Below are 26,212 nucleotides of genomic sequence, written 5' to 3' on the forward strand. Positions count from 1 at the left end.
CACCCGCCCCCTCCCACCCCCCCCCGCTGTTGTTTGGTCTTCCCACGGGTCTTGTGGCACACGGCCAACGCCGTTAAGGCTGGTGGCACAATGAGTGCCATGACGGCAATTATGCTCGGCTGGAATCCCGATCTGCGGGAGGGGTGGCAGTTCGCCTACTCTGCGGCGCAGGATGCCGTGCACGACGCCGGATTCGCTTCCGTTCGGTGGCCGGCCGTCGTTCCGCCCGTTCCCCCTGGCTCTGATGTCTGGCTGGTTCTGCAGGGCGCCAACGAACGGGGCCTGTTCGGTCACGGGACTGTCGTCACGACGCCCGACGACGGCGGACTCCTCACCCTCGACGTCGACCTCCTGCTCCCCCGCGGCGAACACATCCCCGAGGCAGCGCTGTTCGGTCGCGTGCCGGGCCTCCCTCTCGACGATGGCGCGGCCGTTCTCTCCGTCGACCATGAGCAGCTCCTGCGCGCTGTGTGGGCCGACCATGCGCCGTCGTCGGAGCCTCATCCCGTCGACCCGACCGCTGGCACACTTCCCGCCAGCGCCCTGCTGCGAAGCCGCGTCAACCGCTACGAGCACGACCCCGAAGCTCACCGTCAAAGCATCGCCCACCATGGCAGCAGCTGTGCCGTCTGCCGCTTCAACTTCGAGGAGACCTACGGCGCCCTTGGTGCTGGCTTCATCCAGGTCCACCACATCGTGCCCGGCTCGCAACTGACCGCCGACTATGTGCTGGATCCATTGACCGATTTGGTTCCGATGTGCGCCAACTGCCATGCAATGGCGCATCGCCGGGTGCCGAATCCCTATTCACCAGCCGAGCTTCGCCGGCTGCTCCGTGGCTCGACATCCCTGCGGGGCGCGGTCGTCAGTCCTGAGGAGTTGCTGTCTCAAGCCGACGCGCAGCGGATCCTGGGACCCGCAGACTAGTTGAGTCCGATTTAAATGGTGCATGCACTGCATGCAATGGATGCACTGCTTGCACTGCATCCATTGCATGCACGTTTTAAATCGGGACCCCGAGGGTCTCGGTGCCTAGTTAATCTTTGCTACCCAGCACCAGGGCTCACCGTCTGGTTGGTGATTGTCGGATCGGGTTGCGGTTGGATTACCTGCGATTGGACCAGTCCACTCAGAAGGTTAACGGTGATGGCTAACGCCAGGGCAATTCCTGCCAGCCGTACGGATACTCCCAGGCAGCCATACCCCTTCGTCCCTTTCGTGGATTTACCCGATCGGCGATACGGACCCGCGGCCCGTGAGCGTCCGGAGTTGCCGGAGTTGCCGGAGTTGGCGGAGCCATTTGTCCGCGCAGACTGCTCAACCGGGATAGGGCCGGAGCGGCCCGGACCTGTCCGACGTCGGCGCAAGGTGGAGACGGCAGCATCCTCGGCTCCGGCCCCTGCGGTTGTCAGCAGCACAGGGCTCGTGTCTCCGGCCAGCAGTCGTGAGAGATATTGGTGAATGGCGCTGACAAACTCCGGTTCCAAAACTCTCGGGAGAGCCTCAACAGACGGTGCGATTGTGTTCAGCCCCTCAATCCGCACACCCGAAGCGGTCACTCCTTTCAGATCCGGCTGACCGACCAGACAAATCCACGTCTCTGTGCTGGGGTTCGAGCAGGGCTGCGATAGCACTCGCTTGCTCCAGGGCAGCCGCCGACTCTTTGACCCGGAGGTACCCATTCTGGGCCAGTTCTCCGCGCCGCAGATGAACGTCTCCGGCCCAATTCTTTGCATCGATCACCAGCACCCCGCCGGGCCCAACAATTACGTGGTCAAGATTGGCTTTTGGTCTACCCGGCCAGTGCAAATCGCGGAGCACAAGCCAGCCCTGGCTTTCAAGCAGGTCAAGGCGGTCTGCCACCAGCAATTCCCCAGCAGCCCCGGCGTTCCAGGCCCGGTGCGTCCGTTCGGCGTGCTGAAGCTGGCTCTGCAACCGAGCCACGGTTTCAGTAGCCTGCGCCAGCTCATTCTGAAGGCGCACCACCCGCTGCGACGCCCGCCGCGCCTGTTCAGCAGCACCCGCACCAGCAGTCATATCTCTCCCCCGTAAGACTCTCGACCTAGCCTAGATTGGCGACCTGCCTCGGAGGTGCAATATTCGCTCAGGAGTGCGTCAGGAATTCAGTAACTTGACTAGGCCGTCGGGCGAAGCTTCGCGACATCCCGGCGCCGACCCGGGAAACGGATGATGCCGGTGGCCAAGGCCGCCAACCAGACGGACAAGCCCCCGATTGCAAGGCCTGCCGGAACGTCGAGGATGTAGTGCCAACCGAAATACACGGTCGCCAGGGCGGTCAGCGCAACGTAGGCCCACATCAACCATCGAACCGGCCTGGGCAAGCGGACTAGCTGCGCCATCAAGGCCGCCGTGAACACGATTGACACATGCAGGGACGCGAACGCCGCAATGCCCTGGACCGATTCCGTCGCATGGGGATCGACAAGGACGGCTAGCCGGTTGTCGTAGAGCGAATCCTGCAAGTCCGACGTCGCGGTGACCGGCAGGTCGGTGAAGGACGACTCCTCTACGTAGATCGGGCCCAAGGACGGAAGCAGATAGTAGGCGGCCGTGCCGAGAATCCAGTTGAAACAGAGAGCGCTCACATACCAGGCTCCGCGGGAAAGGTCGTCGGACCAGACCATCGCGACGGCAAGCGACACGGGGACAAAAATCAGGAACGACACGTACACGACCGAGAGGAATTCGGCCGCGAACCCCGTCCCCAACAAGCCATGAAGGACGTCGCCCGGGTTACTGCCCCCAGCAAACCATCGATCAGTATCCACCAGCATGGAGTCGGTCAGACGGTCCCGAAGAAATGGTAGAAAACTTTTCAAATTGCGATACGCCACATACGCGAGGTAAAAACTCGCCATCCCGGCAGTGATCGCAGCAACGCGATGCAGCGTCCAGCGTGACTTGATCACCCCGCCGGCGGTGCCCAGCACGGCCTTGACCGAAGGGCGCTGTGCGAACACTCGTGGCACAACATCAGCGACCATCACCAGGAGAACGATCAGCGGCAGCCGCACATAGCTCGGGCCCAGGAAGCCGTCCGGATCACGCACCGGCAGCCCGCTAATGACAGCAGTGATCAGCATCAGTCCCATGAAGGTCACGGTGGTGATCAACGGGATGCCGAAAAGACCACGCCAGGGAGAGATCTCCTGTGTGGGTTTAGTATTCACTGTCATCATCTATCGCTATCAGTTAAGTTGATTTGCCAAAACAATCTGTCATGGCAACTAATCAATTCCTGTCCCGGATTAGGTGAAAGAACCTTCAAGGTCCTTGCGGACCAGCGAAAGCCGGAGCCCACGACCCCGCGTGAGAATATGAATCCCGTGAAGCTACTTATTGACCGGGCCACCGCCGACGACGCCGACCGGCTCACCGAGCTCGCCGCCGTCACCTTCCCACTCGCGTGCCCCGCGTCGTCGCGACCCGAAGACATCCAGCACCACATTGCAACCGAACTCTCATCGGCCCGGTTCCTCGAACATTTAGCGGACCCGGGCAAGACCCTGCTGTGCCTGCGCGAAAAGGACCGCCTCGACGCCTACAGCATGCTCATCGCCGGCGACCCCACCGATGCCGGCGTACGGTCGTCCTTATCGACGTTCCCCACCATTGAGCTGAGCAAGTTCTACGTCCACCCCGATCACCACGGCCGCGGACAAGCCTCCGCCCTGATGCAGGCAACCCTTGAGACTGCCTCGCAGGCTGGCGCCCGAGGCGTCTGGTTGGGCACCAATGACGAAAACCATCGGGCGGTGCGGTTCTACGAGAAGCACGGCTTCACCAAGGTGGGAGTGAAGACGTTCCGGCTCGGCGCCGGCGTCGAAAACGACTTCATCCTCGAACTGGTCCTGCCGACGCCGCCAGCCTAGCTTTCGGGTTCAGTCCTGAAGTTGATCATCTTGTGGCTGCCGTCGCAATACGGTTTGAGCGTCGACGCGCCACACCGGCACAGGGCAACGGTCTTGCGGCTGCGACGCAGCTGATTGCCGTCCGGATCGACGATGTCGAAGTCCCCGCGAACCAGCAGCGGCCCGTTCGGGAATGCGACGATCGTCTGCCGCGGACCGGTCGAGTCGTGGGTGTCCCCAGCAGGTCCGTCAACCGAAGCGTCGTCGTCGCACCCCTCCGGCCCGCACCCACTCATGCGGAGACCTCCGCGGCCGAGTACAGCGACGACGCGTCGGCGTTCCACGCGTCGAGGATGTGAGCGGTCATCCAGGTGTCGACGACGACAGCCGCCGCAGCACCGAAGAACACATCCGCCAGCAGCTCGGGCTCGGCCTCAACCAACCCGCCAGCGAGATCCCTGCCAGCGATCTGCTCGTGCACGGCGTCTGCCTCCACATGCTCGTCGAAGTAGGCGGCAACCGCGTCGTTGTACCCCAACCGCCGGAAACCCCTCGCATACATCCGATTCGCCAACGATGAAGTCATCTCGTAGGACGCGAGGTGCCCCACGATTGCGCCGCGCAGCCGCCGGTTGAGCCCAAACATCGACATCAGGTTCGACGACGCGAGGGTGATGGCGGGGACGTCGTCGACGTAGTGGCCGTAGCCGTCGTCGAGCCCAACGCCGCGCATTGACTGGGCGAAAAGGGCCGAGTGCATCCGGTCGGGGGCTCCGCCACCGTATTCGTCCGCCTGGATCTCCACCATGGCGGCCTTCGCCCGGCCGGTGAGGCGGGGAATCGCCCAGGTGTGCGGGTCGGCTTCCTTCAGCGTGTAAATCGACTTCTGGATCAGGAACTCACGAATCTGGACCTCGGTGGCTTGCTTCGCCACATACTTCGACATGCTCGGGCCACCGTCGGCGCCAGTGAACTCAAAGAGGCCAGCAGCGACGCCAGCACTGGTGGGTTCAGGCAACTCCGGCAAAGTCACCGCGGAGTGCAGTTGCGCCTCATAGGCGTGCTCCAGGAGGCGGCGGGCAGCGATCAGGTCAGGATTCCATTCCCAGTCGCCGCTGGCACCGTCGATGCCGCTGTAGTGCAGTTCGAACAGGCAAAACAGGGTGAGCTGGAGGTCTTCGTCGAAGGCGAAGTCGCTGGTTGTTGCAAGCGCATCCCGCACCGCGCCGGCGAGCGCGGCGGCCGGCGCCGGGACGTCGGAGCTGCTCTGCTCCGGACCGGTCAGGATGTCCAGGAGCAGGGAGCTCACCGGACCGCGTGGCTGAGGTTGTTTCACGACGGGACCCCTATCGTTGGGCAGTCAAATATTAGGTATCTCAAGTCCTAAGCATACTTGCTATCCGGTGGGGTGGGCGCCGATAGGCCCATCACGCAGCCGGCGACTCCCGCACCGCGTCGCGGCCGAGCACTGCATGCACGCCCCAGGTTTCATTGGCGATCTGCGTAATCCGCAGGTCCACGATCGTACTCGCCAGGGCCAGCGCATGCGTGCGTTCCATGCCGTACAGGTCCTGCATCCAGGTCAACATCGCCTTGAGTGCTTCAGCGGTCGCGAGATTGAGGTCGGCGTTGAATCCAAAGGTGATCCGCGCCGTCGGCGTGATCGCATGGATGGTCTGCAGGGGTGCACCGACGACGACGTCGAGCACCAGGTCCGTGGTCATTCCGCACTCGATCGCGGTGCCGCCGACCTCGCCGTCGCCCTGCGCGGCATGCCCGTCGCCGACACTGAGCAGCGCACCTGGCACGGTCACCGGGAGGAACAGGGTGGACCCGGCGATCAGTTCCTTACAGTCGATGTTGCCACCACCGTCGGCGCGCGGCGGAGTAGTGGTGAAGTCGCCGGGGTTGTTTGGCGGCACGCCCACGACGCCGAGGAACGGGTTCAGCGTCACCGTCTGGCCCAGCTGGTTGGAGGCTGTCCCCTGCTGCACATCGACATCCCACAGGAGCCACTGTGGGACCCCGCCGTCGACGTCGAGCAGCCGGGTGAAGCTGTCGTCTTTCCGCCCGGCGTTCGTGAAGCCCCATGGGTCGGGCGTGAGCGAGACGAAGGTGACGGCCAGCATATCCCCGGGCTTGGCGCCTGCGACGGCGATGGGCCCGGTGAGACAGTGACCCTTCCGTTCGGCGAAGAGCTGCGGTTTATTCTCCCCGGGAACGGTTTGCCGCTCCAGATGCCCCCAGGCGTCAAGGGACCTGACCCGCACCGAGTCGCCCGGGTGCACCGTGAGCACCGGTGGGGTATCGCGGGAGAATATCTGAGTGGCGGTGGTCAGCGTCGGCTCAAGCAGGTGGGTCTCGCTGGCAGTCGTCGGGTCAGTCTCGGTGGCAGTCCTGGGATCAGTCATCGGGTCAGTCATGGGTTCAGCCTACGATGCACCCTCCCCGTGACCGCCACTCCGATCAAGCCCGTCATTCCTCCGCAGCCAGAGATCTCGTCCGATCTCAGGCTGTTCATCTGGCGGGGACGGTACCAGGGTTCAACGGTGCGGCCAAGCATCCGTTCTGTTCGGTGCGGATAGATATCCGTTTCAAATGATGCATGCAACGCATGCACTGCATGCACTTCCGGTTTCAGTGATTGCATGCAACGCATGCATTGCATGCACGTTTCTGGACGACACCCCGGGTCAAGGCCTTCTAAAGGGCGCGATAAGTAGCGAAACAGGAGGCGAAACGCCTTAGCTCCTTGTCCTCAGGGTCGCAGGCCCAACGATTCGCCGCGATTGTCCACCACTGAACCGAAGGCACGGAGCGTCGGAGCCCGCTTAGCTACGCCGTCGCGTACCGGCTGACAAAGTTCCGCAGGATCGTCGCCGGCCACTCGACCCGCGCCGAGCGGGCGCGACCCATATAGTCTTCAGCTTCAGCCGGAGGGAAGTACCCGGCGTCGCGGTAGATGTCGATGCGCTGGATCAGCCCGTCGACGTCGAGCTCTGGATGGAACTGGGTGGCATAAAGGTTGGTGCGGATCCGGAACATCTGGACCGGACAGGTTGCTGATGACGCAAGCAGCACCGCGCCGTCGGGCAGGGTGGTGCAGGCTTCCTTGTGCCCCACGAAGGCGTCGAACGACGACGGCAGCCCGGCCAGTAGCGGATCCGCAGCGCCCTCGGCGGCCAGCGTGATGGGCACCGCCCCGATTGGTTCGGAAAAGGTGCGGTCAATCACCGCACCCTGATGACGCCCCAGGGTGCCCACCCCGTAGCAGGCGCCGAGGAAGGGGAAGTCGGCGGCGACAACCCGATCCAGCAACCCGCCGATATCGCGTTCCACCCGCCGCTGGACCTCGGACTTCTGGTGTTCCGGGTCGGATGAGTTGAACGGGCTGCCACCCACCATGATGCCCGAGTAGTGCTCCAGGTCGACATGCGGCAGAGGGCCGGATTCGGCGCGCACGCGGTGTAGCTGGTGCGGCTCAAGCCCGCCGAAACGCTGGAACGCCTGGTACTCGCCGTCGGCGGCGGCGTCCTCGGCACGGGTGGCAATCAGCAGAAACGGTTTCACCTGTCGAGACTACTGCCCTGATGGGTCAGATATGCACGAGACTCGGCCCGCGACATCGACCGGGCCTTGCGGTACGCGGCGCTGCCTGCTAAGTCTGGGGTATCGAAGTAAGAAAGAGAAGTGGAAAATGGTCCGCACAAATCCGCACGTAGAAGAAGCCGACGAGAGTGACATCGAGGTTGGCAAACCCAAGGAATGGGCCGCTGGTGTCCCGGGTGTCATTCACTCGATGCAGCCGGCGATCAAGCATATGGGCCCTAACCGGACACGGAAGACCCTGCTCGCACTGAACCAGAAAGATGGCTTCGACTGTATGAGTTGCGCCTGGCCCGATCCGGGGAAGCGTAGCAACTTCGAGTTTTGCGAGAACGGTGCCAAAGCTGTCACCTGGGAAGCAACTCCAGTGCTGGTGGCCTCCGAGTTCTGGGCTGAGCATTCGATCACTGACCTGCTCACCAGAAGCGAATACTGGCTGGGCATGCAGGGGCGTCTCACGGAGCCCGTCTACAAGCCTGCCGACAGCGATCACTACCAGCCGGTCAGCTGGGAAAAGGCGTTCTCGCTGGTCGCTGACAAGCTCAACGGTCTGGAGAGCCCGCATCAGTCGGCGTTCTACACCAGTGGCCGCGCGTCGAACGAGGCTGCGTTCGCGTACCAGCTGTTCGTCAGGGCCTTCGGCACCAACAACCTTCCTGACTGCTCCAACATGTGCCACGAGTCCTCGGGCTGGGCCATGGGCCAGACCATCGGAATCGGCAAAGCCACAGTCGCCTACGATGACTTCGCCAAAGCCGACCTGATCATCATCATGGGACAGAACCCGGGCACCAACCACCCCCGGATGCTCACAGCACTGGAGCACGCCAAGGAGAACGGCGCCGAAATCGTCGCCATCAATCCCCTGCCCGAAGCTGGCCTGAAACGGTACAAGAACCCGCAGGAGGTCAAGGGAGTCCTGGGCCGCGGCACCGAGATCGCCGACCAGTTCATGCAGATCCGCATCGGCGGCGACATGGCCCTCATGCAGGCGATCTGCCGGCGGGTCCTCGACGCCGAAGCGGCGAACCCGGGAACGGTCCTGGACCACGACTTCCTGGAAAAGCACACCCAGGGTCTTGACGAGCTCAAAGTCAGTCTGACCCAGCTGGATGAGGGCGCAGTACTTCAGGCCACCGGTTTGACCGTCGAGGAAATCGACGAGTTGGCGGACCGCTACATCAAGGCCGACAAGGTCATCATCACCTGGGCCATGGGCATCACGCAGCAGAAAAAGGGCGTGGCCACCATCAAGGAGATCATCAACCTGCTCCTGCTGCGCGGCAACATCGGCAAGCCTGGCGCCGGTGCCTCCCCGATTCGCGGGCACAGCAACGTCCAGGGCGACCGGACCATGGGCATCTGGGAGCAGATGCCGCCGTCGTTCCTTGACGCACTGGAAGAGGAGTTCGGCTTCGACCCACCCCGTGACCACGGCATTGACGCTGTGGAGACCATCCGCCAGATGCGCGACGGCGGCGTCAAGGTCTTCGTCGCATTGGGCGGAAACTTCGTAGCAGCGATCTCTGACACCCACGCCGCCGAGGAGGCCATGCAGGCCACCGACATGACGGTGCAGATCTCGACCAAGCTGAACCGGTCGCACGCGGTGATCGGCAAGGAAGCGCTGATCTTCCCGACCATCGGCCGGTCGGAGATCGACATGCAGGCCAACGGCCCACAGTTCGTCACGGTGGAGGACACGGTTTGCGCCGTGCACCCATCGCACGGCACCGTTGATCCCGTCGCACCGAACCTGCTCTCCGAGGTGGCCATTGTCAGCCGCCTCGCGCGCGCCGTCCTCGGCGATAAGGTGAACGTGGACTGGGATGGGTTCGAAGCCAACTACGACGTGATCCGCGAGCACATTTCGCACGTCGTCGACGGCTGTGAGGATTACAACCAGAAGGTTCGCCGGGAAGGCGGATTTGTGCTGCCGAACGGACCACGCGATTCACGAACCTTCAGCACCCCCACCGGCAAGGCGATCATCACGGTGAACGACCTGCAGCCGGTCGAGCGTCCCGCAGGCACCCTGATCCTGCAGACTCTCCGCTCTCACGACCAGTTCAACACCACCATCTACGGCCACAATGACCGCTACCGGGGCATCAAGAAGGGCCGCCACGTGGTGTTCGTGAACCCGGAGGACCTGGCCGAACTGGGCTTCTCTGACGGTCAGTACGTGGACATCCGCGGCGAATACCAGGACGGCCGGGAACGCGTGCTGCGGAACTGGCGCGTGGTCTCCTACCCGAGCGCCCGTGGCTGTGCCGCCGCGTATTACCCGGAGGCCAATGTGCTGGTCCCCCTGGAGGAGCTCGCGGAGGGCAGCAACACGCCCATGTCGAAGGCAGTGATCGTGCGGCTGGAGCCGACCAAGGGCGACGCGACGTCATCCGCCGCAGCCGCGAAGGCTTCCATCTCGTAGCCCAGCGTCCACCACAGGGCGCAAAAAAGTGGCTCACCCGCAGGATCGTGGTCTAGCAACCACTTTCCTGCGGGTGAGCCACTTTTTTGGTGACCGTCCGGGCAGCTACCATGACCGACCGGGCAGCTACCGTGACTGACCGGGCAAAGACCCCTGCTACTGGGCGGTCTTCGTCCAGCCGTTGGCGTCCGGACCGTCTTCGAGGCCTTTCGCACGGACCTGCATGACGACGTCGGCCGCGGACTGCACGGCGTCGTCGGCACCTTTACGGCCGCTGGTGTCGGCTGTGCCCGCCGCATAGCCGATCAGGAACGCGCTGATTGCCCCGGCGTTGGGGGACACCGTCTCGGACGTCTGGGCGGCGACCTCCACGATCCGCTCATGGTCCACCTCCAGGTCGAGGATCTGCAGTGCCTGGGTGAGCTGGCGGCTCCATTCGCTGAGAGTGCGCAGTTCGTCGTTGCCTGTCATATGGGACTCCGTAAATTGTGGGAAGTTTGGTGCCCTCAAGAATTAGCACCTGCGGGCACTTTCCACAACGTTGGCCAGTCGAGCGGACGGTACCCAATAATGGACTCATGGCCTCCCCCATAGAGCACCTCGACGTCGCGATCATCGGGGCGGGGCTCTCGGGCATCGGCGCCGCCCACCGGCTGCGCACCGAATGCCCAGGCAAGTCGTTCGCCATCTTTGAGGCGCGCGACGCGATCGGCGGCACCTGGGACCTCTTCCGCTACCCGGGCGCCAGGTCCGATTCCGACATGTTCACCCTCTCCTACCCCTGGCGGCCCTGGACCGTACCGGAATCCATCGGTGACCAGCCAGCCATCCTGAACTACCTGCAGGACACTGCCGAGGAATCGGGCGTGACGCCACACATCCGCTTCGCCACCCGCATGGTGAGTGCCGACTTTTCCTCGGAGACCTCCCGCTGGACGCTGCACCTGGACACCGACGACGACGACGGCGCCACCCACCGCCGCACCATCACCTGCTCGTTCCTGTACGCCTGCACCGGGTACTACAACTACACCGAGCCGTACCAGCCTGACCTCCCGGGCCTTGAGGACTTCACCGGCGAGGTGATCCACCCCCAGTTCTGGCCGGCCGGCTTCGATTACACGGGCAAGCGGGTGGTCGTGGTTGGGAGCGGCGCCACCACCATCACGCTGGTCCCGGCAATGGCCGACGACGCCGCCCACGTCACCATGTTGCAGCGATCGCCGTCCTACGTGGTGACGGTGCCGCGCCGGGACCGGTTCTCCGACGCCGCCCGGAAGATCCTGCCGGCGGGTCCGGCCCACCGGGTGGCCCGGGCCCGCAATGTTCTCTACCCGCTGGGGTTCTACCAGCTGTGCATGAGACTGCCCCGGGTGGCGAAGGCGTACCTGAGGTATCAGGCGCGCGGCATCCTCAAGGACGAACAGCAGATCCGTGACCATTTCACCCCTACCTACAACCCGTGGGAGCAACGGGTGTGTGCTGCGCCGGACGGTGACTTCTATCGGTCGCTGGCGTCGGGGAAGGCGTCGGTGGTGACGGATCGGATCGACCGGTTCACTGTTGGCGGGGTCCGGCTTGCGTCGGGGCGGGAGCTGGCGGCCGACGTCGTCGTCACCGCTACCGGGCTGGCCCTGCAATCCCTCGGCGGCGCGAACCTGAGTGTTGACGGCGTCCCCGTGGAACTCGGTGAGTCGTTGATCTACCGTGGCGTCCTGGTCAGCGGGGTGCCGAACTTTGGCTACTCCCTGGGGTACACGAATGCGTCCTGGACGTTACGCTCGGACCTCAGCACCCGGTACGTGTGCCGGCTGCTCAAGCATATGGACCGCAACGGTCACACGGTGGCAGTCCCGGTGCCGGCCTCAGGTATGGCGCGGCGGCCGCTGCTGGCCCTGTCGTCGAACTTCATGCTGCGGGCCGTGAACGTGTTTCCACGACAGGGTTCGGGCACCCCCTGGACGCTGGGCGCCAACTACCTCCTCGATGTGCCGCTGGTGATGCTGGGCAAAGTCGGCAAGCAGATGGCGTTCGACGCCGTTCCCGGTCGAGGCTCCGCCCGGCAGCGCAAAAAAGTGGCGTAACTGCACGTCTGCCCGCAGAAAAGCAGTCTAGCCGCACGCAAGTGGTTGCCCCACCACTATTCCGGGGCTGGAGTACTTTTCTGCCGGGAGCGGCCGCCCGGAGGCTCCGGAACCGGCATCGACGGCGAGGTGGGGAGCCGCTATTCGGTCTTCGCGGCCGACTTCAATAAATCCAGCCGCAGTGCGCGGGCGGTTTCCATGTGCTGCCGGGCGATCTGCCGGGCGTCGTCGGCGCGCTGATCGATGATCGCCCGCACCAGCGCCTCATGCTCGTCCAGCGCATCTTCCCACCGGTTGCCAACGGACAGGGTCGACCGAGGCGTGTTGATGAGGTGGGTGGAGAGCCGTTCCAGCAGGTCCTGCAACACCCGGTTGTGCGCGGCCGTACTGACAGCCGCATGGAACTCGACGTTGCAGCGGATCCGGGTCTGGTCATCCGGGGAATCGAGTTCCCGGTCCCGCTCAACCAGTGCCTCAAGGCGCATGATGTCCGAGGCCGTTCTGCTGCTGGACGCCTGTCCGGCAGCTTCCTGTTCGAGCATCACCCGCAGGTCGTAGATCTGGATGACTTCCTGGGGGTCAATCTGCGGCACCTGAAGGCCCCGCGCGGCGCGCTCCAGCAGACGCTCGTGCTGGAGCCGGCTGAGCGCCTCGCGGATGGGAGTCCGCGAGACGCCAAAGCGCTCCGAAAGGCCCACCTCGCGCAGCGGGGTCCCGGGAGGATGGACACCTGCCAGAATCTCGCTGCGCAGCACGCGGAAGACCACTGAGCCGTCGACGCGTCCCGTCGAATCTGCCGGATCAGACACTTTCAACCGGTTCAGACAATTGGTGCTCCTCTAAGTAGGACCTGAATTTTAGGCACCCTATCCACGGGTGTGGGCTAGGACATTACTCATGGAACAGCCATTCGGACGCGTCGACGAGCGACTCAGGTGGAACTGCTAGACGGCGATCTGGCGCAGCACGTACTGCAGGATGCCACCGTTGCGGTAGTACTCGGCTTCACCCGGAGTGTCGATCCGCAGGACAGCCTCGAAGGTGATGGGCTCGCCGCCACCCTCGGGGGTCGCCGTGACGGTGACGGTCTTCGGGGTGGTGCCGTTGTTCAGCTCGGTCACGCCGGACACCGCGAAAGTCTCGGTGCCGGTGAGACCCAGCGTCTCGGCATTCTGGCCCTGAGGGAACTGCAGGGGAAGCACACCCATGCCGATGAGGTTGGACCGGTGAATCCGCTCGTAGCTCTCGGTGATGACCGCACGGACGCCCAGGAGTGCGGTGCCCTTGGCAGCCCAGTCACGGGATGAACCCGAACCATATTCCTTGCCTGCCAGGATCAAGAGCGGCGTGCCAGCGGCCTGGTAGTTCATCGCCGCATCGTAGACGGCAGCCTGTGGCGCGTCGGCCTGGCTGAAGTCGCGGGTGAAGCCGCCCTCGACGTCCTCGAGGAGCTGATTGCGGATCCGGATGTTCGCGAACGTGCCACGGATCATCACTTCGTGGTTGCCACGGCGTGAGCCGAAGGAGTTGAAGTCCTTGCGCTCCACACCGTGCTCGAGCAGGTAGCGACCCGCTGGAGTATCGGACTTGAAGGAGCCGGCCGGTGAGATGTGGTCGGTGGTGACCGAATCCCCCAGCTTCAACAGAACGCGTGCACCCTCGATGTCGGTGACGGGTTCCGGTTCGGCCTTCATGCCCTCGAAGTATGGAGGCTTCCGGACGTAGGTGGATTCCGGATCCCACTCGAAGGTGTCGCCGGCCGGGGTGGGCAGGGACTGCCAGCGCTCGTCGCCATCGAAGATGGTTGAGTAGCTGGCCTTGAACATTTCCTTGTCGATCGACTCGTCGATGATCTGCTGCACCTCAACCGGGTTGGGCCAGATGTCCTTCAGGAAGACGTCGTTGCCGTCGTCGTCCTGGCCCAGTGGATCGGCAGCGAAATCGAAGTCCATGGTGCCGGCGAGGGCGTAAGCGACCACCAGCGGCGGGGAGGCCAGGTAGTTCATCTTCACGTCCGGGTTGATCCGGCCCTCGAAGTTGCGGTTACCGGAGAGGACCGCGGTGACCGCGAGATCGGCGTCGTGGATGGCCTGGGTGATTTCCTCATCGAGGGGACCCGAGTTGCCGATGCAGGTGGCGCAACCGTAGCCGACCACGTAGAAGCCGAGCTTCTCCAGGTACGGGATCAGTCCTGACTTCTCGTAGTAGTCGGTGACCACCTTCGAGCCGGGGGCGACCGAGGTCTTGACCCAGGCCTTGGAGGTCAGGCCCTTCTCGACGGCGTTGCGGGCCAGCACTGCTGCTGCCATCATCACTGACGGGTTGGACGTGTTGGTGCACGAGGTGATCGACGCGATGGTGACCGCCCCGTGGTCCAGGGTGAAGCTGCGGCCGTCGGCGGTAACGACGTCGATCGGGCTGGAGTCGCGGTCCGGTTCGGTCTTGGTGACCGTCTCGTGCGGGTGATCGTCGATCTTGGTGGCCGCACCGGTGGATGAGGGTGGGTCGGAGGCGGGGAAGGATTCCTCGAGGGCCTCGTCGACGGTCGCGCCCTCTTCCTCGACCGAGCGGTGCACGTAGTTTTCCAGGTCGCTGCGGAACTGCGGCTTGGCGTTGGTCAGTTCAACGCGGTCCTGGGGTCGCTTCGGGCCGGCGATCGAGGAGACCACCGTCGAAAGGTCCAGTTCCAGGTACTCGGAGAAGGCAATCTCCTTGCTGGGGTCATGCCACATGCCCTGAGCCTTGGCGTAGGCCTCGACCAGTGCCAGGTTCTCATCCGAGCGGCCGGTCAGCCGCAGGTAGTCCATGGTGACTTCGTCGATCGGGAACATGGCAGCGGTGGAGCCGAACTCCGGGCTCATGTTGCCGATGGTGGCGCGGTTGGCCAGCGGCACAGCGCTGACGCCTTCGCCGTAGAACTCGACGAACTTGCCGACGACGCCGTGCTTGCGCAGCTTCTCGGTGATGGTGAGCACGACGTCGGTCGCGGTGGCGCCGGCGGGGATCTCACCGGTGAGCTTGAAGCCCACCACCCGGGGGATCAGCATGGACACGGGCTGGCCCAGCATGGCAGCCTCGGCTTCGATGCCGCCGACGCCCCAGCCGAGGACGCCGAGCCCGTTGACCATGGTGGTGTGCGAGTCGGTGCCGACGCAGGTGTCGGGGTAGGCCTGCAGGGCGGTGGTGCCGTCGGTGGTGACCTCACGGGTCATCACCGTGCGGGCCAGGTACTCGAGGTTGACCTGGTGGACAATGCCCATGCCGGGCGGCACTACCAGGAAGTCGTCGAACGCGGTCTGACCCCAGCGCAGGAACTGGTACCGCTCGCCGTTGCGCTGGTACTCGATCTCGATGTTGCGCTCGAGTGCGTTGGCGTTGCCGGCGAAGTCGATCTGCACCGAGTGGTCAATGACCAGTTCGGCGGGGGCCAGCGGGTTGACGCGCTTGGGGTCTCCACCGAGTTCGACGACTGCCTCGCGCATGGTGGCGAGGTCGACGACGCAGGGCACACCGGTGAAGTCCTGCATGATCACGCGGGCCGGGGTGAACTGGATTTCGGTGTCGGGCTCAGCTTCGGGGTCCCAGTTGGCCAGGGCACGCACGTGGTCGGCCGTGATGTTGGCGCCGTCCTCGGTGCGGAGCAGGTTCTCCAGGAGCACCTTGAGACTGTAGGGAAGCTTCTCTGATCCCTCTACAGCGTCGAGGCGGAAGATCTGATACTCAGCTCCCGCTACCTCGAGTACGTCTTTGGAACCGAATGTGTCGACAGCAGTCATTGCTAGTATCCCTTCCAGGATTGGTTACGCCTTTGAACCCATCATATCCCGAAACGCAAGAATGCTGTATACAGTCGTACACACTAGCGTGGCGCCCCGGAAAAGTGGCGGCCCCGCAGGCTAGTGGTGGCCCCACCGCTGCGCTGCGGGTCGGCCACTTTTCTGGGCCGTCGGCCCGCCCCAACCGGAACCTTCGCAGCGTGGCAGCGGGATTCTCACCCCGCGATAAGCCCCCTTCCGTATCGATGTGACGCCGGGCACACTTGCATGAGCACTCGTTCACCGCTGGGAGAGCGCCGGAAGTCCGTCGGAACCTGCCTGCGGACGTCATCGCCGAGGAGGACCATGAGAGCCGTTCGGGTACACCGCTACCAGGAAGACCCGCTGATCGACGACGTGCCGGAACCCACGGCAACCGGTCCGTGGGACGTCGTCGTCGAGATCGGCGCCGCGGGCCTATGCCGCACCGACCTGCACGTCATCGAGGGGCAGTGGGACGCCATCCAGCACCCCAAGCTCCCCTACATTCTCGGGCACGAAAACGCGGGGTGGGTCCGCGAGGTGGGCTCCGCCGTCACCAACGTCCAGCCCGGCGACACCGTGATCATGCACCCCATCGTCACCTGCGGCCTGTGCCTGGCCTGCCGCGAGGGCCAGGACTCCCACTGCGAAAACTCCACCTTCCCCGGCCTGAACGTCGACGGCGGGATGGCCGAGATGATGAAGACCAACGCCCGCTCGGTCGTGAAACTCGACCCGTCGCTCAGGCCCGCCGACATCGCCGCCCTCGCCGACGCCGGCCTCACCGCCTATCACGCGGTCCGCAAAGCCGCGCCGCTGCTGCACCCCGGAACCCACGCCGTCGTGATCGGAAGCGGCGGGCTGGGCCACATCGGCATCCAGTCCCTGAAGGCGCTCACCTCGGCGCAGATCACCGTCGTCGACACGTCCGAGGAGGCGCTCGAGCTGGCGACGGCGCTCGGCGCCGACCACACCCTGTCCCAGGCGGGCGACGGTGGGAAGCTCCTCGAGATCACCGGCGGCGGCGCGCACGTGGTTTTCGACTTCGTCGGCGAGCACGGCACCGAAGCGCTCGGACTGAACGTGCTGCGCAACCGGGGCAGCTACTACACGATCGGTTACGGCGGGGCAGTGAATATCGACACCATCGAGATCATTTCCCGGGAGATCAACATCGTGGGAAACCTCGTGGGCACCTACCTCGACCTCGTGGAACTCATGACCCTCACCGCACAGGGCCAGGTCACCCTGCACACCCAGACGTACGACCTCGAAGACGCTGTCCAGGCGATGCATGACCTGGACAGCGGCAGGCTGGTCGGCCGTGGCATCCTCGTTCCCAACCTCACCACCCAAGGGAGATAACAATGGCGTATCCCGCTAAGTATTCGACGCTCAATGAGCTTCAACTCACGCAGGAGGCCCGGCGGATCCTGGTCCGGATTATCCGGGTGGCGTTCCCGCACCCGAAGATCCCGGACGGGCCGTACGAGCGGATGGCCGACAAGATCATCGCCGAGTCCAACGAATCCACCTGGTTCAGGGTGGCCCTGACCCAGGGGCTGCTGACGCTGAACCAGCAGGGCGGCGAGAACTTCCTCGACCTCTCCGACGACCGCGCCCTCGCCGTGCTGCAGCGCATCGCCGACCTCGACTTCTTCGGCTTCATTCGGCGGACCACCGTCCTGAACTTCTATGACGACCCCGAGGTCTGGGACGTCTTCGGCTACGAGGGCGAGTCATTCTCCAAGGGCGGCTACCTGCACCGCGGATTCGATGACCTGGACTGGCTTCCCAGCCCCCGGGTCGAGGAGGCGGACGAACCGCTCACCGAGATCGGGCCGCTCGGCTACGACATTGCGCAGCAGGCACCGCAGCGGGTCAGGGACGCCGCAGACAGCACCGGCGAGGAGCCCGTCGAGGACCTCTTCAAGGGCCAGGACAAAGTTGAAGAAGGACGGACCATATGAGCAACGAGACAGCTGAGCACTCTGACAGCGCACACTTCGGCCTGGACGACGACTCGGTGGTCGTCATCATCGGATCCGGCGCGGGCGGTGGCACCCTTGCCCACGAACTCACCGCGAAGGGCATCAAGGTGGTGGTTCTCGAAGCGGGCGGTCACATCAAACACGACGAGTACATTAACCACGAGTGGGAATCGTTCAACCAGATGGCCTGGCTGGACCCGCGGACGACGTCGGGCACCTGGCGGATTGCGCGCGACTTCCCCAACCTGCCCGCCTGGCTGGTGAAGGCGGTGGGCGGCACCACCACCCACTGGTCCGGCGCCACCCCGCGGTTCAAGGCCCACGAGTTCAAGACCCGCAGCACCTACGGGCGGATCGACGGCGCGAACCTGCTGGACTGGCCCATCACCCTCGACGAGCTGGCACCGTATTACGACAAGGCCGAGCAGAAGATCGGCAGCACCCACCGCCACGGCCGGCCGGCGTTGCCCGCCAACAACAACTACAAGGTGCTCGCGGCCGGCGCCGAGCGGATCGGTTACCGGCATTACGCCACCGGCCCGTACGGCACCAACGCCGAACCCTACGACGGCCGGCCCGCCTCCATCCAGGACGGCTTCAACTTCCAGGGCGACAAGAACAAGTCCAAATGGTCCACCCTGGTGTCCGAAATCCCCAAGGCGCTGCGCACGGGGAAACTGGACCTCCGCCCCAACTGCCACGCCGTGCAAATCACCCACACCCCCGAAGGCACCGTGGACAGCGTCATGTACATCGACGACGCCGGGAACCTCCAACGCCAGCAGGCCCGCCTCGTGGCGGTGGCTGGAAACTCGATCGAGACGCCGCGGCTGCTGCTGCTCTCCGGGTCTCCCCTGTTCCCTGATGGGCTGGCCAATTCATCCGGCCAGCTGGGCCGCAACTACATGCGCCACACCACCGGCTCGGTGTACGCCAAGTTCGACAAACCGGTCCACATGTACCGCGGGGAAACGATGGCCGGTCTCGTGGCTGACGAGTCCCGGCACGACGTCGACCGCGGCTTCTCGGGTGGCTACTATCTGGAAACCATCGCGTTGGGCCCGGCGTTCCTGGCCAGCTTCGCGGACCCCGGAGCCTGGGGACCGAACTTCGCGTCACTGCTCGACGACTACGAGAACACGGCCGGGTTGTGGATTGTCGGCGAGGACATGCCGCAGGAAACCAACCGGGTCACGTTGAACACCAGTGTGACGGACCGGCTGGGACTGCCCGTGCCGAATGTGCATTTCGATGACCACCCCAACGACACAGCGATGCGCAATCACGGCTACCAGCAGGCGTCGCTGCTCTACGAGGCGGTGGGCGCGCTGTCCTCGCACCACACCCCGCCGTACCCGGCGACCCACAACATGGGAACCGCACGGATGAGCGAGCGTCCGGAAGACGGCGTCGTCAATCAGTGGGGTCAGACCCACGATGTGAAGAACCTGTTCGTGTCGGACGGTTCGCAGTTCACCACCGGCGCGGCAGCCAACCCGACCCTCACCATCGTGGCGCTGGCGATCCGGCAGGCGGAGTACATCGCGGAGCAGTTGGCGACGTCGGCCCTGTAAGGCGGTCGGCCCTGTAAGGCGGTCGGCCCTGTAAACCTGGCGGGTGGGGTCCCGGGCCCCGGCACGGGACCCCACCCTCGGCACATCACACGAAGATCAGCACAAACCCCACCACCGCGGCCGCCGCGCCAATCCCGGTCAGGACCCAGCCCAGGATCCTGAGCGAGTCCGCCGGCGGGACCGGTTCGCTCAGGGAGTACTCGTCAGGGTCCCGCCGGTTGTAGTAGAGGATAAATTCGGTGCCCGGCACCAGCTCCTTGCCCTCCCTGAAAGAGAACAGGGTCTCCCGGATCTCATAATCCTGGTCATGCCAGCGATAGCCGATGCCCTCCCCGGAGACGAAAACCACTGCGTCAGTGGCGGTCCAGCCGAGCTGGGAGGTACGGATAATCCAGGCGACCAGGATCAGCAGAATCCCCGGCACCAGCCCCACCCACGTCAGCACCTCAGTGATGACACCCCACAACTGGGACTGATTCTCCATAGCTTGATGCTATCGAGAATCTATTGACGCTGCGGTAACACTGAGGTGGCCCGGAGTGCGCGGCCCACCTTGTCGGCCGTGTCACGCAACAGCACGGCGATCTGCCCGGACCGCCGATCAAAGTCAGCCGCGTCGAGGGAAACCGCAACGGATCCCACGATCTGCCCGGCCGCGTTCCGCACCGGCGCACCCAGGCAGGATGACCCGATCATGAACTCTTCGCGCTCGACGGCGATGCCACCCGCGCTGACCTTCTCCAGTTCCCGCTCCAGGTCGTCGCGGGTCCTGATGGTATTGGAAGTCATGGCGGGCAGCCCCTGCCTGGTCAGGAACGCCCGCCGCCGCGTGGGGTCCATCCCGGCGAGGAGGATCTTTCCGAAGGCGGTGGCGTGCGCGGCGTCGTTGAAGCCGAAGCCCATGGGGGTGATGCGTCGCCGGGTCGGGGAATCCACCACGTGGGCCACCACAATGTGATCACCGCGGTGCACCGCATAGTAGGCGGCGGCGTCGCCCCTCGAATGCAGTTCGAGTACCAGCCTGGCAACGGCCGACGGTGTTCCGATCTGGCGGTGCAGCGACGCATCCAGGGCATGCAGTTTATAGCCGAGGGCGTAGCGGCTCTCATCCTTCAAATGGACCAGATGCCGTGATTCCACCAGGGTTTTCAGGAGCCGGTACACACTGGGGAGCGGCATGTCCAAAGCTGCCGCAATTTCCTTGGCGGACAGTCCACGCTCGTCGGCGGCAACGACGTCGAGCAGCGCAAAAGCTTTCTGCACCGAAGCCATACCGGTAAGAGCATCGTTGCGTCCCATGCCCCCATCTTCGCCGGTCCGTCAAGCCAGGGGCAACCTACTCGACGGTCAGCTCTCCCATGCGACCCCAACCGTCGGCGGCGATCTTCTCGCTGATGATCTGCGGGGTCTCCACGAGTGCCTGCGGCATGTCCTTCATCGCCTGCTGGAAGTGGGCGCTGTTGACGTGGTCCCCGGCGGCGTCGTCCTGGAACGCTTCGACCAGGACGAACTCGTTGGGGTTCTCGACGCTGCGCGACCAGTCGAACCACAGGTTCCCCGGCTCGTTGCGGGTGGATTCGGTGAACTGGCGGGTGAGGTCGAGCCACCGGTCGGTCCAGTCCGGTTTGACGTTGAATTTGACGACGATGAAGATCATTGCGGGCCTGCCTTTGGGTCGTGGGGTGGGGCTCGTGTTTCCAGCAGTCTGCCGTTAATCACCGCAGCCTCCAACTTCGGTTCTCGCCTTGTGAGAATGCGTGGTGCCCGTCAGGCGTTGCACGCCTACGCTGGCAGTGGAACAACCCTCTATCGAAGGAGATTGAGATGAGTAGTCCGATGCAGGTCCGCACCATGATCAGCCCGGCCCGGTATGTCCAGGGCAAAGGCGCCATCCACCGGGTGGGCGAATTCCTCACGCCGCTGGGCAGCAAGCCGTTGATCGTGGCAGACGATCTGGTCTGGGGTTTCGTAGCGCACGACGTCGAAGCCTCCATGAGTGCAGCCAACCTACCGACCACCAGGGTGGGGTTCGGCGGGGTCCCCAGCGCCAACGAGGTCAACCGGTTGACCGCCCTGATCTCCGAGCACCAGGCCGACGTGATCGTGGCAGTGGGCGGCGGCAGCACCATCGACGCGGTCAAAGCGTCGGGCTTCGCGGCGGGGATCCGCTGGGTCACCGTCCCCACCGTCGCCTCCACCGACGCACCCACCTCTGCCCTGTCGGTGATCTACACGGACGACGGCGTCTTCGAGGAGTACCGCTTCTTCCCCCGCAACCCGGACCTGGTGCTGGTGGACACGCAGCTGGTCGCCAACGCGCCGGCGTCGTTCCTCGCCGCAGGGGTGGGCGACGCCCTCGCCACCTGGTTGGAGGCCCGGGCCACCAGCCAGTCCTTCGCCAACACCATGGCCGGTGGCCTGCCCACCGTGACCGGCACCGCCCTGGCCCGGCTGTCCTGGGACGTGCTGTGGGAAAACGCACTCCCGGCGCTCGACGCCGTCCGCGACAACGTGGTCACCCCCGCCCTGGAAAAGGTGGTGGAGGCCAACACGCTGCTGTCCGGGCTCGGGTTCGAGTCCGGCGGGCTGGCCGCCGCCCACGCCATCCACAACGGGCTGACCGCCGCCAACCAGACCCACGGCCTGGCGCACGGGCAGAAAGTCAACATCGGGTCCCTCACCCAACTGGTCCTCGAGGGTGCTCCCAGCGCCGACATCCGGGACTTCGTCGAATTCACCACCCGGGTGGGGCTGCCGAACACGCTGACCGAGATAGGCCTGTCCACCGACGATGACGAGGACCTGCGGCGGGTAGCCGAAGCGGCAACCGTGCCCGGCGAGACCATCCACAACATGCCCTTCCCCGTGGGAGTCGACGACCTCACCAGCGCCCTGAAATCGATCGAACGGCTGTCGGCCGGCATCCGTCGCCAGGCGGGTCTGCCCGAACCAGTGCAGTACAAGGCGAAGCACTGAGCACCCGGCCGGCGCCGCAGGTACTCGACGCCCTGCGCGCGGCAGTCGCCGACCCGGGGCAGGTCAAGACCCGTGCCATCGACCTGCACGCCAACGCCCACGACGCCTCGCACTTCCTGCTCATCCCCCAGGCGGTGGTGGTGCCCTCCGACGCTGCCGAGGTGGGGGCCTTGCTGCGGGCCAGCGCCGCGCAGGGCCTTCCGTTGACCCTCCGCTCGGGAGGCACCAGCCTCAGCGGGCAGGCTGTCACCGACAGCGTGTTGGTCGACGTACGCAGGAACTTCCGGGAGATCGAGGTGCTCGACGACGGCGCCCGGGTGCGGGTCCAGCCGGGCGTCACTGTGAGGGCACTCAACGCCCGGCTGGCCCGGTATGGGCGGAAGTTCGGCCCGGACCCCGCCAGCGAAGCGGCGTGCACCATCGGCGGGGTGGTGGCTAACAACTCGTCAGGAATGAACTGCGGCACCACTGACAACGCCTATCGGACCCTTGAGTCGGTGACGGTGGTGTTGCCCAGCGGCACCGTCGTCGACACCGCGGCCGCCGACGCGAACCCCAGGTTACGGGCCCTGGAACCTGACCTTTTTGACGGGTTGCTGCGCTTATCCGCACGGCTGCGGGACAACCCGGCGTCCGTGCGGACGGTGCGCCACCAGTTCTCCATGAAGAACACCATGGGGTACGGGCTGAACTCCCTGCTCGACTTCAACACCCCCGCCGACATGCTGGCCCACCTGATTGTGGGCAGCGAGGGCACCCTGGGCTTCATCGCCGAGGCGGTGTTCCGCACCATTCCCCGCCCGGCGTTCGCGGCGACGGGCCTGCTGGTGTTCCCGGACCTGGAAACCGCGACTGCAGCCCTGCCCACCCTGGTCGATTCGGGAGCGGCGACCGCCGAGCTGATGGACGCCGTCTCCCTGAAGGTGGGCCAGACCCTGACGGGGGCTCCCGACGTCGTCCGCGGCCTCAACATTCTGCAGCACTGCGCGCTGCTGGTGGAGTATTCGGCGTCGTCGGCGGCTGAACTCGACGACCTGCAACGCGACCAGCCGCCGCTGCTCGCAGGTCTCGGGTTGAGCGAACCTGCCCGTTTCAGCTCCGACCCGGCGGCCCGGGCGAGCCTGTGGCAACTCCGCAAGGGCCTCTACGCGTCGGTGTCGGGGGCCAGACCGCCGGGCACCACTGCCCTGCTGGAGGATGTGGTGGTCCCCGTCCCGGCGCTGGCGCGCACCTGCACCGAACTGACCAGGCTGTTCGGCGAGCACCGTTACAGCGACAGCGTGATTTTCGGGCATGCCAAGGACGGCAACATCCATTTCATGCTCACCGACCGGTTCGCTGCCCCCGACGAGCTGGAGCGGTACCGGGCATTTACCGAGGACATGGTGGATCTGGTGCTGGGCGAGAACGGGTCGCTGAAGGCCGAGCATGGCACCGGCCGCATGATGTCGCCGTACGTCCGCCGGCAGTACGGCGCTGAGCTGTACTCGATCATGCGTGAACTCAAGCAGTTGTTCGACCCGGCCGGCATGCTCAACCCGGGAATCATCCTCGACGACGACCCGGAGGCCCACCTCCGCCACATCAAGACCGCGCCACCGGTGGCCCCCGAGGTGGACCGCTGCGTCTCCTGCGGCTTCTGCGAACCGGTCTGCCCCAGCAAGGACATCACCCTTACCCCGCGCCAGCGCATCGTGACCCTGCGCGCCATCGAGCAGGCACGGCTCGACGGCGACCCCGGCTTGGCGGCGCGGCTCGAGGACGATTACGACTACGAATCGGTCCAGACCTGCGCCGTCGACGGCATGTGCCAGACCGCGTGCCCGGTGGAAATCAACACGGGGTCACTGGTCAAACGGCTGCGCCGCGACGGTGCCGGACGAGCCGCGAACCTGGCGTGGGGCGGGGCAGCGCACCGGTGGAACCTGGTCACGCGCGGCGGTGGGCTGGTACTCGACGCCGCAGCGAAGGTTCCCGACGCCGTCGTCGTCCCGGCGAACCGGCTGGCCCGGACGGTGCTGGGGCACGACTCGGTGCCCCTGTATTCTGCCGAGCTGCCGTCAGGTGGGGCCCGGCGGGCGCGGCCCACCCCCACCGCAGCACCCGACGCCGTGTACTTTCCGGCCTGCGTGGGGACGATGTTCGGCCCGGCCGGGACCGGTTCGGGAGTACAGACGAGTTTCGCGTTGCTCTGCGAGCGCGCGGGGCTTTCACTGCTGGTACCGGCTGGGATTGACGGGCTGTGCTGCGGGACGCCGTGGTCGTCGAAGGGCATGGCCGCCGGTGAGGCGACGATGCGGGCGAAGACTGTCGCAGCGTTGCGGGAAGCCACGCACGACGGCGAGCTCCCGATCGTCTGCGACGCCTCCTCCTGCACGGAGGGGCTCAACGGCGCGCTTGAACAGGCCTCTCGTGAACTGGAGTCGTCCGGCAGGCCACCCCTGGTGGTGCTGGATGCAGTGCAGTTTGTGGCCGACCGGGTGCTGCCCCTGCTGGGCGCCGTCGAACCGCTCGAGTCGCTGGCGCTGCATCCCACCTGTTCCTCGACGCGGCTGGGCCTGAACCCGGCCCTGGAGGCGGTGGCCGGCGTCGTCGCGAGTGAAGTGCTGGTCCCTGAAACGTGGGGGTGCTGCGCCTTCGCCGGTGACCGCGGGATGCTTCACCCCGAGCTCACCGCGTCCGCCACGAGCCGGCAAGCCGTCGATGTTGCCGGCTTCAACGCCTCGGCCCACGCCTCGTGCAACCGCACCTGCGAACTGGGGATGACCCGGGCCACCGGGGAGGACTATCGCCATATCCTTGAACTACTAGAGGAAAGAACGAGGATCCCCCCATGCGACTGATCGCCCCGAATTGCTACCAGCTCGAAAATTCGAAGGGTGCAAACGGGTATCTGGTCAGCGCCAACGGGTCCACAGCGATCATCGACCCGGGCATGCCGGGCGGGTATGCCCGGTTGCTCGACGAGCTGCGGGACGCGGAGCCGGTCATTGGCCCGGTCACTGACATTCTGCTGACTCACTACGACGCCGATCACACCCGGGTGGCGAAACGCCTGCAGCAGACCCTGGGAGTGCCGGTCTGGCTCGGCGCCGAGGACGCGGCGATCCTGCGCGGCGACGTTCCGCCACCAACCCGTTTCAGGCGCTTCCTGGCCAGGGTGTTCCCCACCGACTATCCGGCGCGGGTGACCGAACTGACCGGCGAGCAGAGCATCTTCGACGGCCTCGTGGCCTTCCCGACGCCGGGCCACACCCCCGGGCACATGGCGTTCCAGTTCGGTGAGGTGCTCTTCTCGGGCGACGCGGTGTCCGTCTCCACACACGGTGAGCTCAGGCAGTTCTACCGGCTCACGATCAGCGACGCGGCACAGGCCCGGCAGACCGAGGAAGTCCTCAGGGCCAGGATCGCTGGCGGCTCGGTGCGGTGGATCTGCGCCGGCCACAACGCCCCGGCGAAAACCCGGACCCGCTAGCTGTCCTTGGCCGGCCCATCCTGGGGTGCGGCCTGGGCTGGTTCCTTGGCTGGTGCGGCGTCCGCTGCGGGTTCGTCGGGAGTCCTCAGGTCGTCGAGGGCCTTCAGGGCTTTTTCCCAGCGTTTCTGCCGTTCGGCGGGTGACTGCTCCCACCAGGGGGTGCCGCGCTCACCGAGGCCCTCCTTGGCGAGCTGCACGCGGCGTCGCGCGTCCTTCACCTTGGGTTCCTGTTTGGCCTTGCGGTATTTGTTGACTGCCGAGCGGCCTCGGCCCAGTTGGGACAGCAGCTGCTTCTCGACATCGTCGGGCAGCGTCGGATCGGCGCGGCGCCATTTCCTGCCTTCGTGCAGGAAGAACCGGTCGTCGTCGGGCGTCTGGGGTGTGCTGGTCATGCCCGCCTATCAGT

General features: G+C 65.2%; 23 protein-coding genes. 10 read left to right on the forward strand and 13 right to left on the reverse strand.

What is annotated here, in order from left to right:
* The first annotated feature begins 99 nt into the window (after positions 1–99).
* Positions 100–927, forward strand: coding sequence for an HNH endonuclease (locus ACX80T_RS13225; protein WP_459304632.1), 828 nt, complete (start codon positions 100–102; stop codon positions 925–927).
* A 606-nt stretch (positions 928–1,533) separates the two neighbouring features.
* On the opposite strand, the gene ACX80T_RS13230 is transcribed toward ACX80T_RS13225, so the two are convergent.
* Positions 1,534–2,037 (reverse strand): nuclease-related domain-containing protein, encoded by a 504-nt coding sequence (locus ACX80T_RS13230; RefSeq protein ID WP_459304633.1) that lies wholly within the window; start codon positions 2,035–2,037, stop codon positions 1,534–1,536.
* A 98-nt stretch (positions 2,038–2,135) separates the two neighbouring features.
* A complete protein-coding gene (locus ACX80T_RS13235) occupies positions 2,136–3,191 on the reverse strand; it encodes a phosphatase PAP2 family protein (protein ID WP_459304634.1) in 1,056 nt (351 codons plus the stop codon).
* A gap of 147 nt (positions 3,192–3,338) precedes the next feature.
* Between ACX80T_RS13235 and ACX80T_RS13240 the strand changes: the two genes are divergently transcribed.
* Positions 3,339–3,893 (forward strand): GNAT family N-acetyltransferase, encoded by a 555-nt coding sequence (locus ACX80T_RS13240; RefSeq protein WP_459304635.1) that lies wholly within the window; start codon positions 3,339–3,341, stop codon positions 3,891–3,893.
* Here the strand turns inward: ACX80T_RS13240 and ACX80T_RS13245 are convergent.
* The 4 genes from ACX80T_RS13245 to ACX80T_RS13260 form a co-directional block, all read right to left on the reverse strand.
* Positions 3,890–4,168, reverse strand: coding sequence for a CDGSH iron-sulfur domain-containing protein (locus ACX80T_RS13245; protein ID WP_459304636.1), 279 nt, complete (start codon positions 4,166–4,168; stop codon positions 3,890–3,892). The two genes, ACX80T_RS13240 and ACX80T_RS13245, sit on opposite strands and share 4 nt — an antisense overlap.
* Positions 4,165–5,208 carry an iron-containing redox enzyme family protein gene (locus ACX80T_RS13250; protein ID WP_459304637.1) on the reverse strand — a complete coding sequence of 348 codons (1,044 nt, stop codon included), beginning with the start codon at positions 5,206–5,208 and terminating at the stop codon, positions 4,165–4,167. Before ACX80T_RS13250 ends, ACX80T_RS13245 begins: the two co-directional genes overlap by 4 nt.
* 91 nt (positions 5,209–5,299) lie before the next feature.
* Complete coding sequence (locus tag ACX80T_RS13255) at positions 5,300–6,295, reverse strand: acetamidase/formamidase family protein (protein WP_459304639.1); 996 nt, start codon at positions 6,293–6,295, stop codon at positions 5,300–5,302.
* Between the two features lie 412 nt (positions 6,296–6,707).
* A complete protein-coding gene (locus ACX80T_RS13260; protein ID WP_459304640.1) occupies positions 6,708–7,442 on the reverse strand; it encodes a glutamine amidotransferase in 735 nt (244 codons plus the stop codon).
* 127 nt (positions 7,443–7,569) lie between these two features.
* On the opposite strand from ACX80T_RS13260, the gene ACX80T_RS13265 reads away from it, so the two are divergent.
* Positions 7,570–9,909, forward strand: a complete 2,340-nt coding sequence (locus ACX80T_RS13265) for an FdhF/YdeP family oxidoreductase (RefSeq protein WP_459304641.1) — start codon at positions 7,570–7,572, stop codon at positions 9,907–9,909.
* Positions 9,910–10,065: 156 nt separating this feature from the next.
* On the opposite strand, the gene ACX80T_RS13270 is transcribed toward ACX80T_RS13265, so the two are convergent.
* Complete coding sequence (locus ACX80T_RS13270) at positions 10,066–10,380, reverse strand: DUF6457 domain-containing protein (protein WP_024476788.1); 315 nt, start codon at positions 10,378–10,380, stop codon at positions 10,066–10,068.
* Between the two features lie 107 nt (positions 10,381–10,487).
* Here ACX80T_RS13270 and ACX80T_RS13275 point away from each other — a divergent pair, with 107 nt between their 5' ends.
* Positions 10,488–11,993 carry a flavin-containing monooxygenase gene (locus ACX80T_RS13275; RefSeq protein WP_459304642.1) on the forward strand — a complete coding sequence of 502 codons (1,506 nt, stop codon included), beginning with the start codon at positions 10,488–10,490 and terminating at the stop codon, positions 11,991–11,993.
* Between the two features lie 140 nt (positions 11,994–12,133).
* On the opposite strand, the gene ACX80T_RS13280 is transcribed toward ACX80T_RS13275, so the two are convergent.
* Positions 12,134–12,802 carry a GntR family transcriptional regulator gene (locus ACX80T_RS13280; protein ID WP_019482010.1) on the reverse strand — a complete coding sequence of 223 codons (669 nt, stop codon included), beginning with the start codon at positions 12,800–12,802 and terminating at the stop codon, positions 12,134–12,136.
* A gap of 135 nt (positions 12,803–12,937) precedes the next feature.
* Positions 12,938–15,769, reverse strand: a complete 2,832-nt coding sequence (locus ACX80T_RS13285; RefSeq protein ID WP_459304643.1) for an aconitate hydratase — start codon at positions 15,767–15,769, stop codon at positions 12,938–12,940.
* Between the two features lie 345 nt (positions 15,770–16,114).
* Here ACX80T_RS13285 and ACX80T_RS13290 point away from each other — a divergent pair, with 345 nt between their 5' ends.
* From ACX80T_RS13290 to ACX80T_RS13300, 3 genes are read left to right on the forward strand one after another with little or no spacing between them, the layout of a single operon-like run.
* On the forward strand, positions 16,115–17,155 hold the full coding sequence (locus tag ACX80T_RS13290) for an NAD(P)-dependent alcohol dehydrogenase (RefSeq protein ID WP_459304644.1): 1,041 nt from the start codon (positions 16,115–16,117) through the stop codon (positions 17,153–17,155).
* A 2-nt stretch (positions 17,156–17,157) separates the two neighbouring features.
* Positions 17,158–17,760 (forward strand): gluconate 2-dehydrogenase subunit 3 family protein, encoded by a 603-nt coding sequence (locus ACX80T_RS13295; RefSeq protein WP_019483897.1) that lies wholly within the window; start codon positions 17,158–17,160, stop codon positions 17,758–17,760.
* On the forward strand, positions 17,757–19,355 hold the full coding sequence (locus tag ACX80T_RS13300; RefSeq protein ID WP_459304645.1) for a GMC family oxidoreductase: 1,599 nt from the start codon (positions 17,757–17,759) through the stop codon (positions 19,353–19,355). The genes ACX80T_RS13295 and ACX80T_RS13300 overlap by 4 nt, the downstream gene beginning before the upstream one ends.
* A gap of 85 nt (positions 19,356–19,440) precedes the next feature.
* Here ACX80T_RS13300 and ACX80T_RS13305 read toward each other — a convergent pair whose 3' ends face one another.
* From ACX80T_RS13305 to ACX80T_RS13315, 3 genes are read right to left on the reverse strand one after another with little or no spacing between them, the layout of a single operon-like run.
* Entirely contained in the window at positions 19,441–19,839 is a 399-nt protein-coding gene (locus ACX80T_RS13305) for a hypothetical protein (protein ID WP_459304646.1), read from the reverse strand.
* Positions 19,840–19,859: 20 nt separating this feature from the next.
* Positions 19,860–20,654, reverse strand: coding sequence for an IclR family transcriptional regulator (locus ACX80T_RS13310; RefSeq protein ID WP_019483894.1), 795 nt, complete (start codon positions 20,652–20,654; stop codon positions 19,860–19,862).
* 37 nt (positions 20,655–20,691) lie between these two features.
* Complete coding sequence (locus ACX80T_RS13315) at positions 20,692–21,012, reverse strand: putative quinol monooxygenase (RefSeq protein WP_019483893.1); 321 nt, start codon at positions 21,010–21,012, stop codon at positions 20,692–20,694.
* Between the two features lie 167 nt (positions 21,013–21,179).
* Between ACX80T_RS13315 and ACX80T_RS13320 the strand changes: the two genes are divergently transcribed.
* The 3 genes from ACX80T_RS13320 to ACX80T_RS13330 are packed head-to-tail and all read left to right on the forward strand — an operon-like array spanning position 21,180 to position 25,806.
* Positions 21,180–22,331: a glycerol dehydrogenase gene (locus tag ACX80T_RS13320; protein WP_459304647.1), complete on the forward strand. Its 1,152-nt coding sequence runs from the start codon at positions 21,180–21,182 to the stop codon at positions 22,329–22,331.
* Positions 22,328–25,174: an FAD-binding and (Fe-S)-binding domain-containing protein gene (locus ACX80T_RS13325; RefSeq protein ID WP_459304687.1), complete on the forward strand. Its 2,847-nt coding sequence runs from the start codon at positions 22,328–22,330 to the stop codon at positions 25,172–25,174. Before ACX80T_RS13320 ends, ACX80T_RS13325 begins: the two co-directional genes overlap by 4 nt.
* Complete coding sequence (locus ACX80T_RS13330; protein ID WP_116778166.1) at positions 25,165–25,806, forward strand: MBL fold metallo-hydrolase; 642 nt, start codon at positions 25,165–25,167, stop codon at positions 25,804–25,806. The genes ACX80T_RS13325 and ACX80T_RS13330 overlap by 10 nt, the downstream gene beginning before the upstream one ends.
* Here ACX80T_RS13330 and ACX80T_RS13335 read toward each other — a convergent pair.
* Positions 25,803–26,198, reverse strand: coding sequence for a 2-polyprenylphenol hydroxylase (locus ACX80T_RS13335; protein WP_116778165.1), 396 nt, complete (start codon positions 26,196–26,198; stop codon positions 25,803–25,805). The genes ACX80T_RS13330 and ACX80T_RS13335 overlap by 4 nt on opposite strands.
* Positions 26,199–26,212 lie beyond the last annotated feature (14 nt).

The organism is Arthrobacter sp. Sr33, assembly GCF_054511195.1.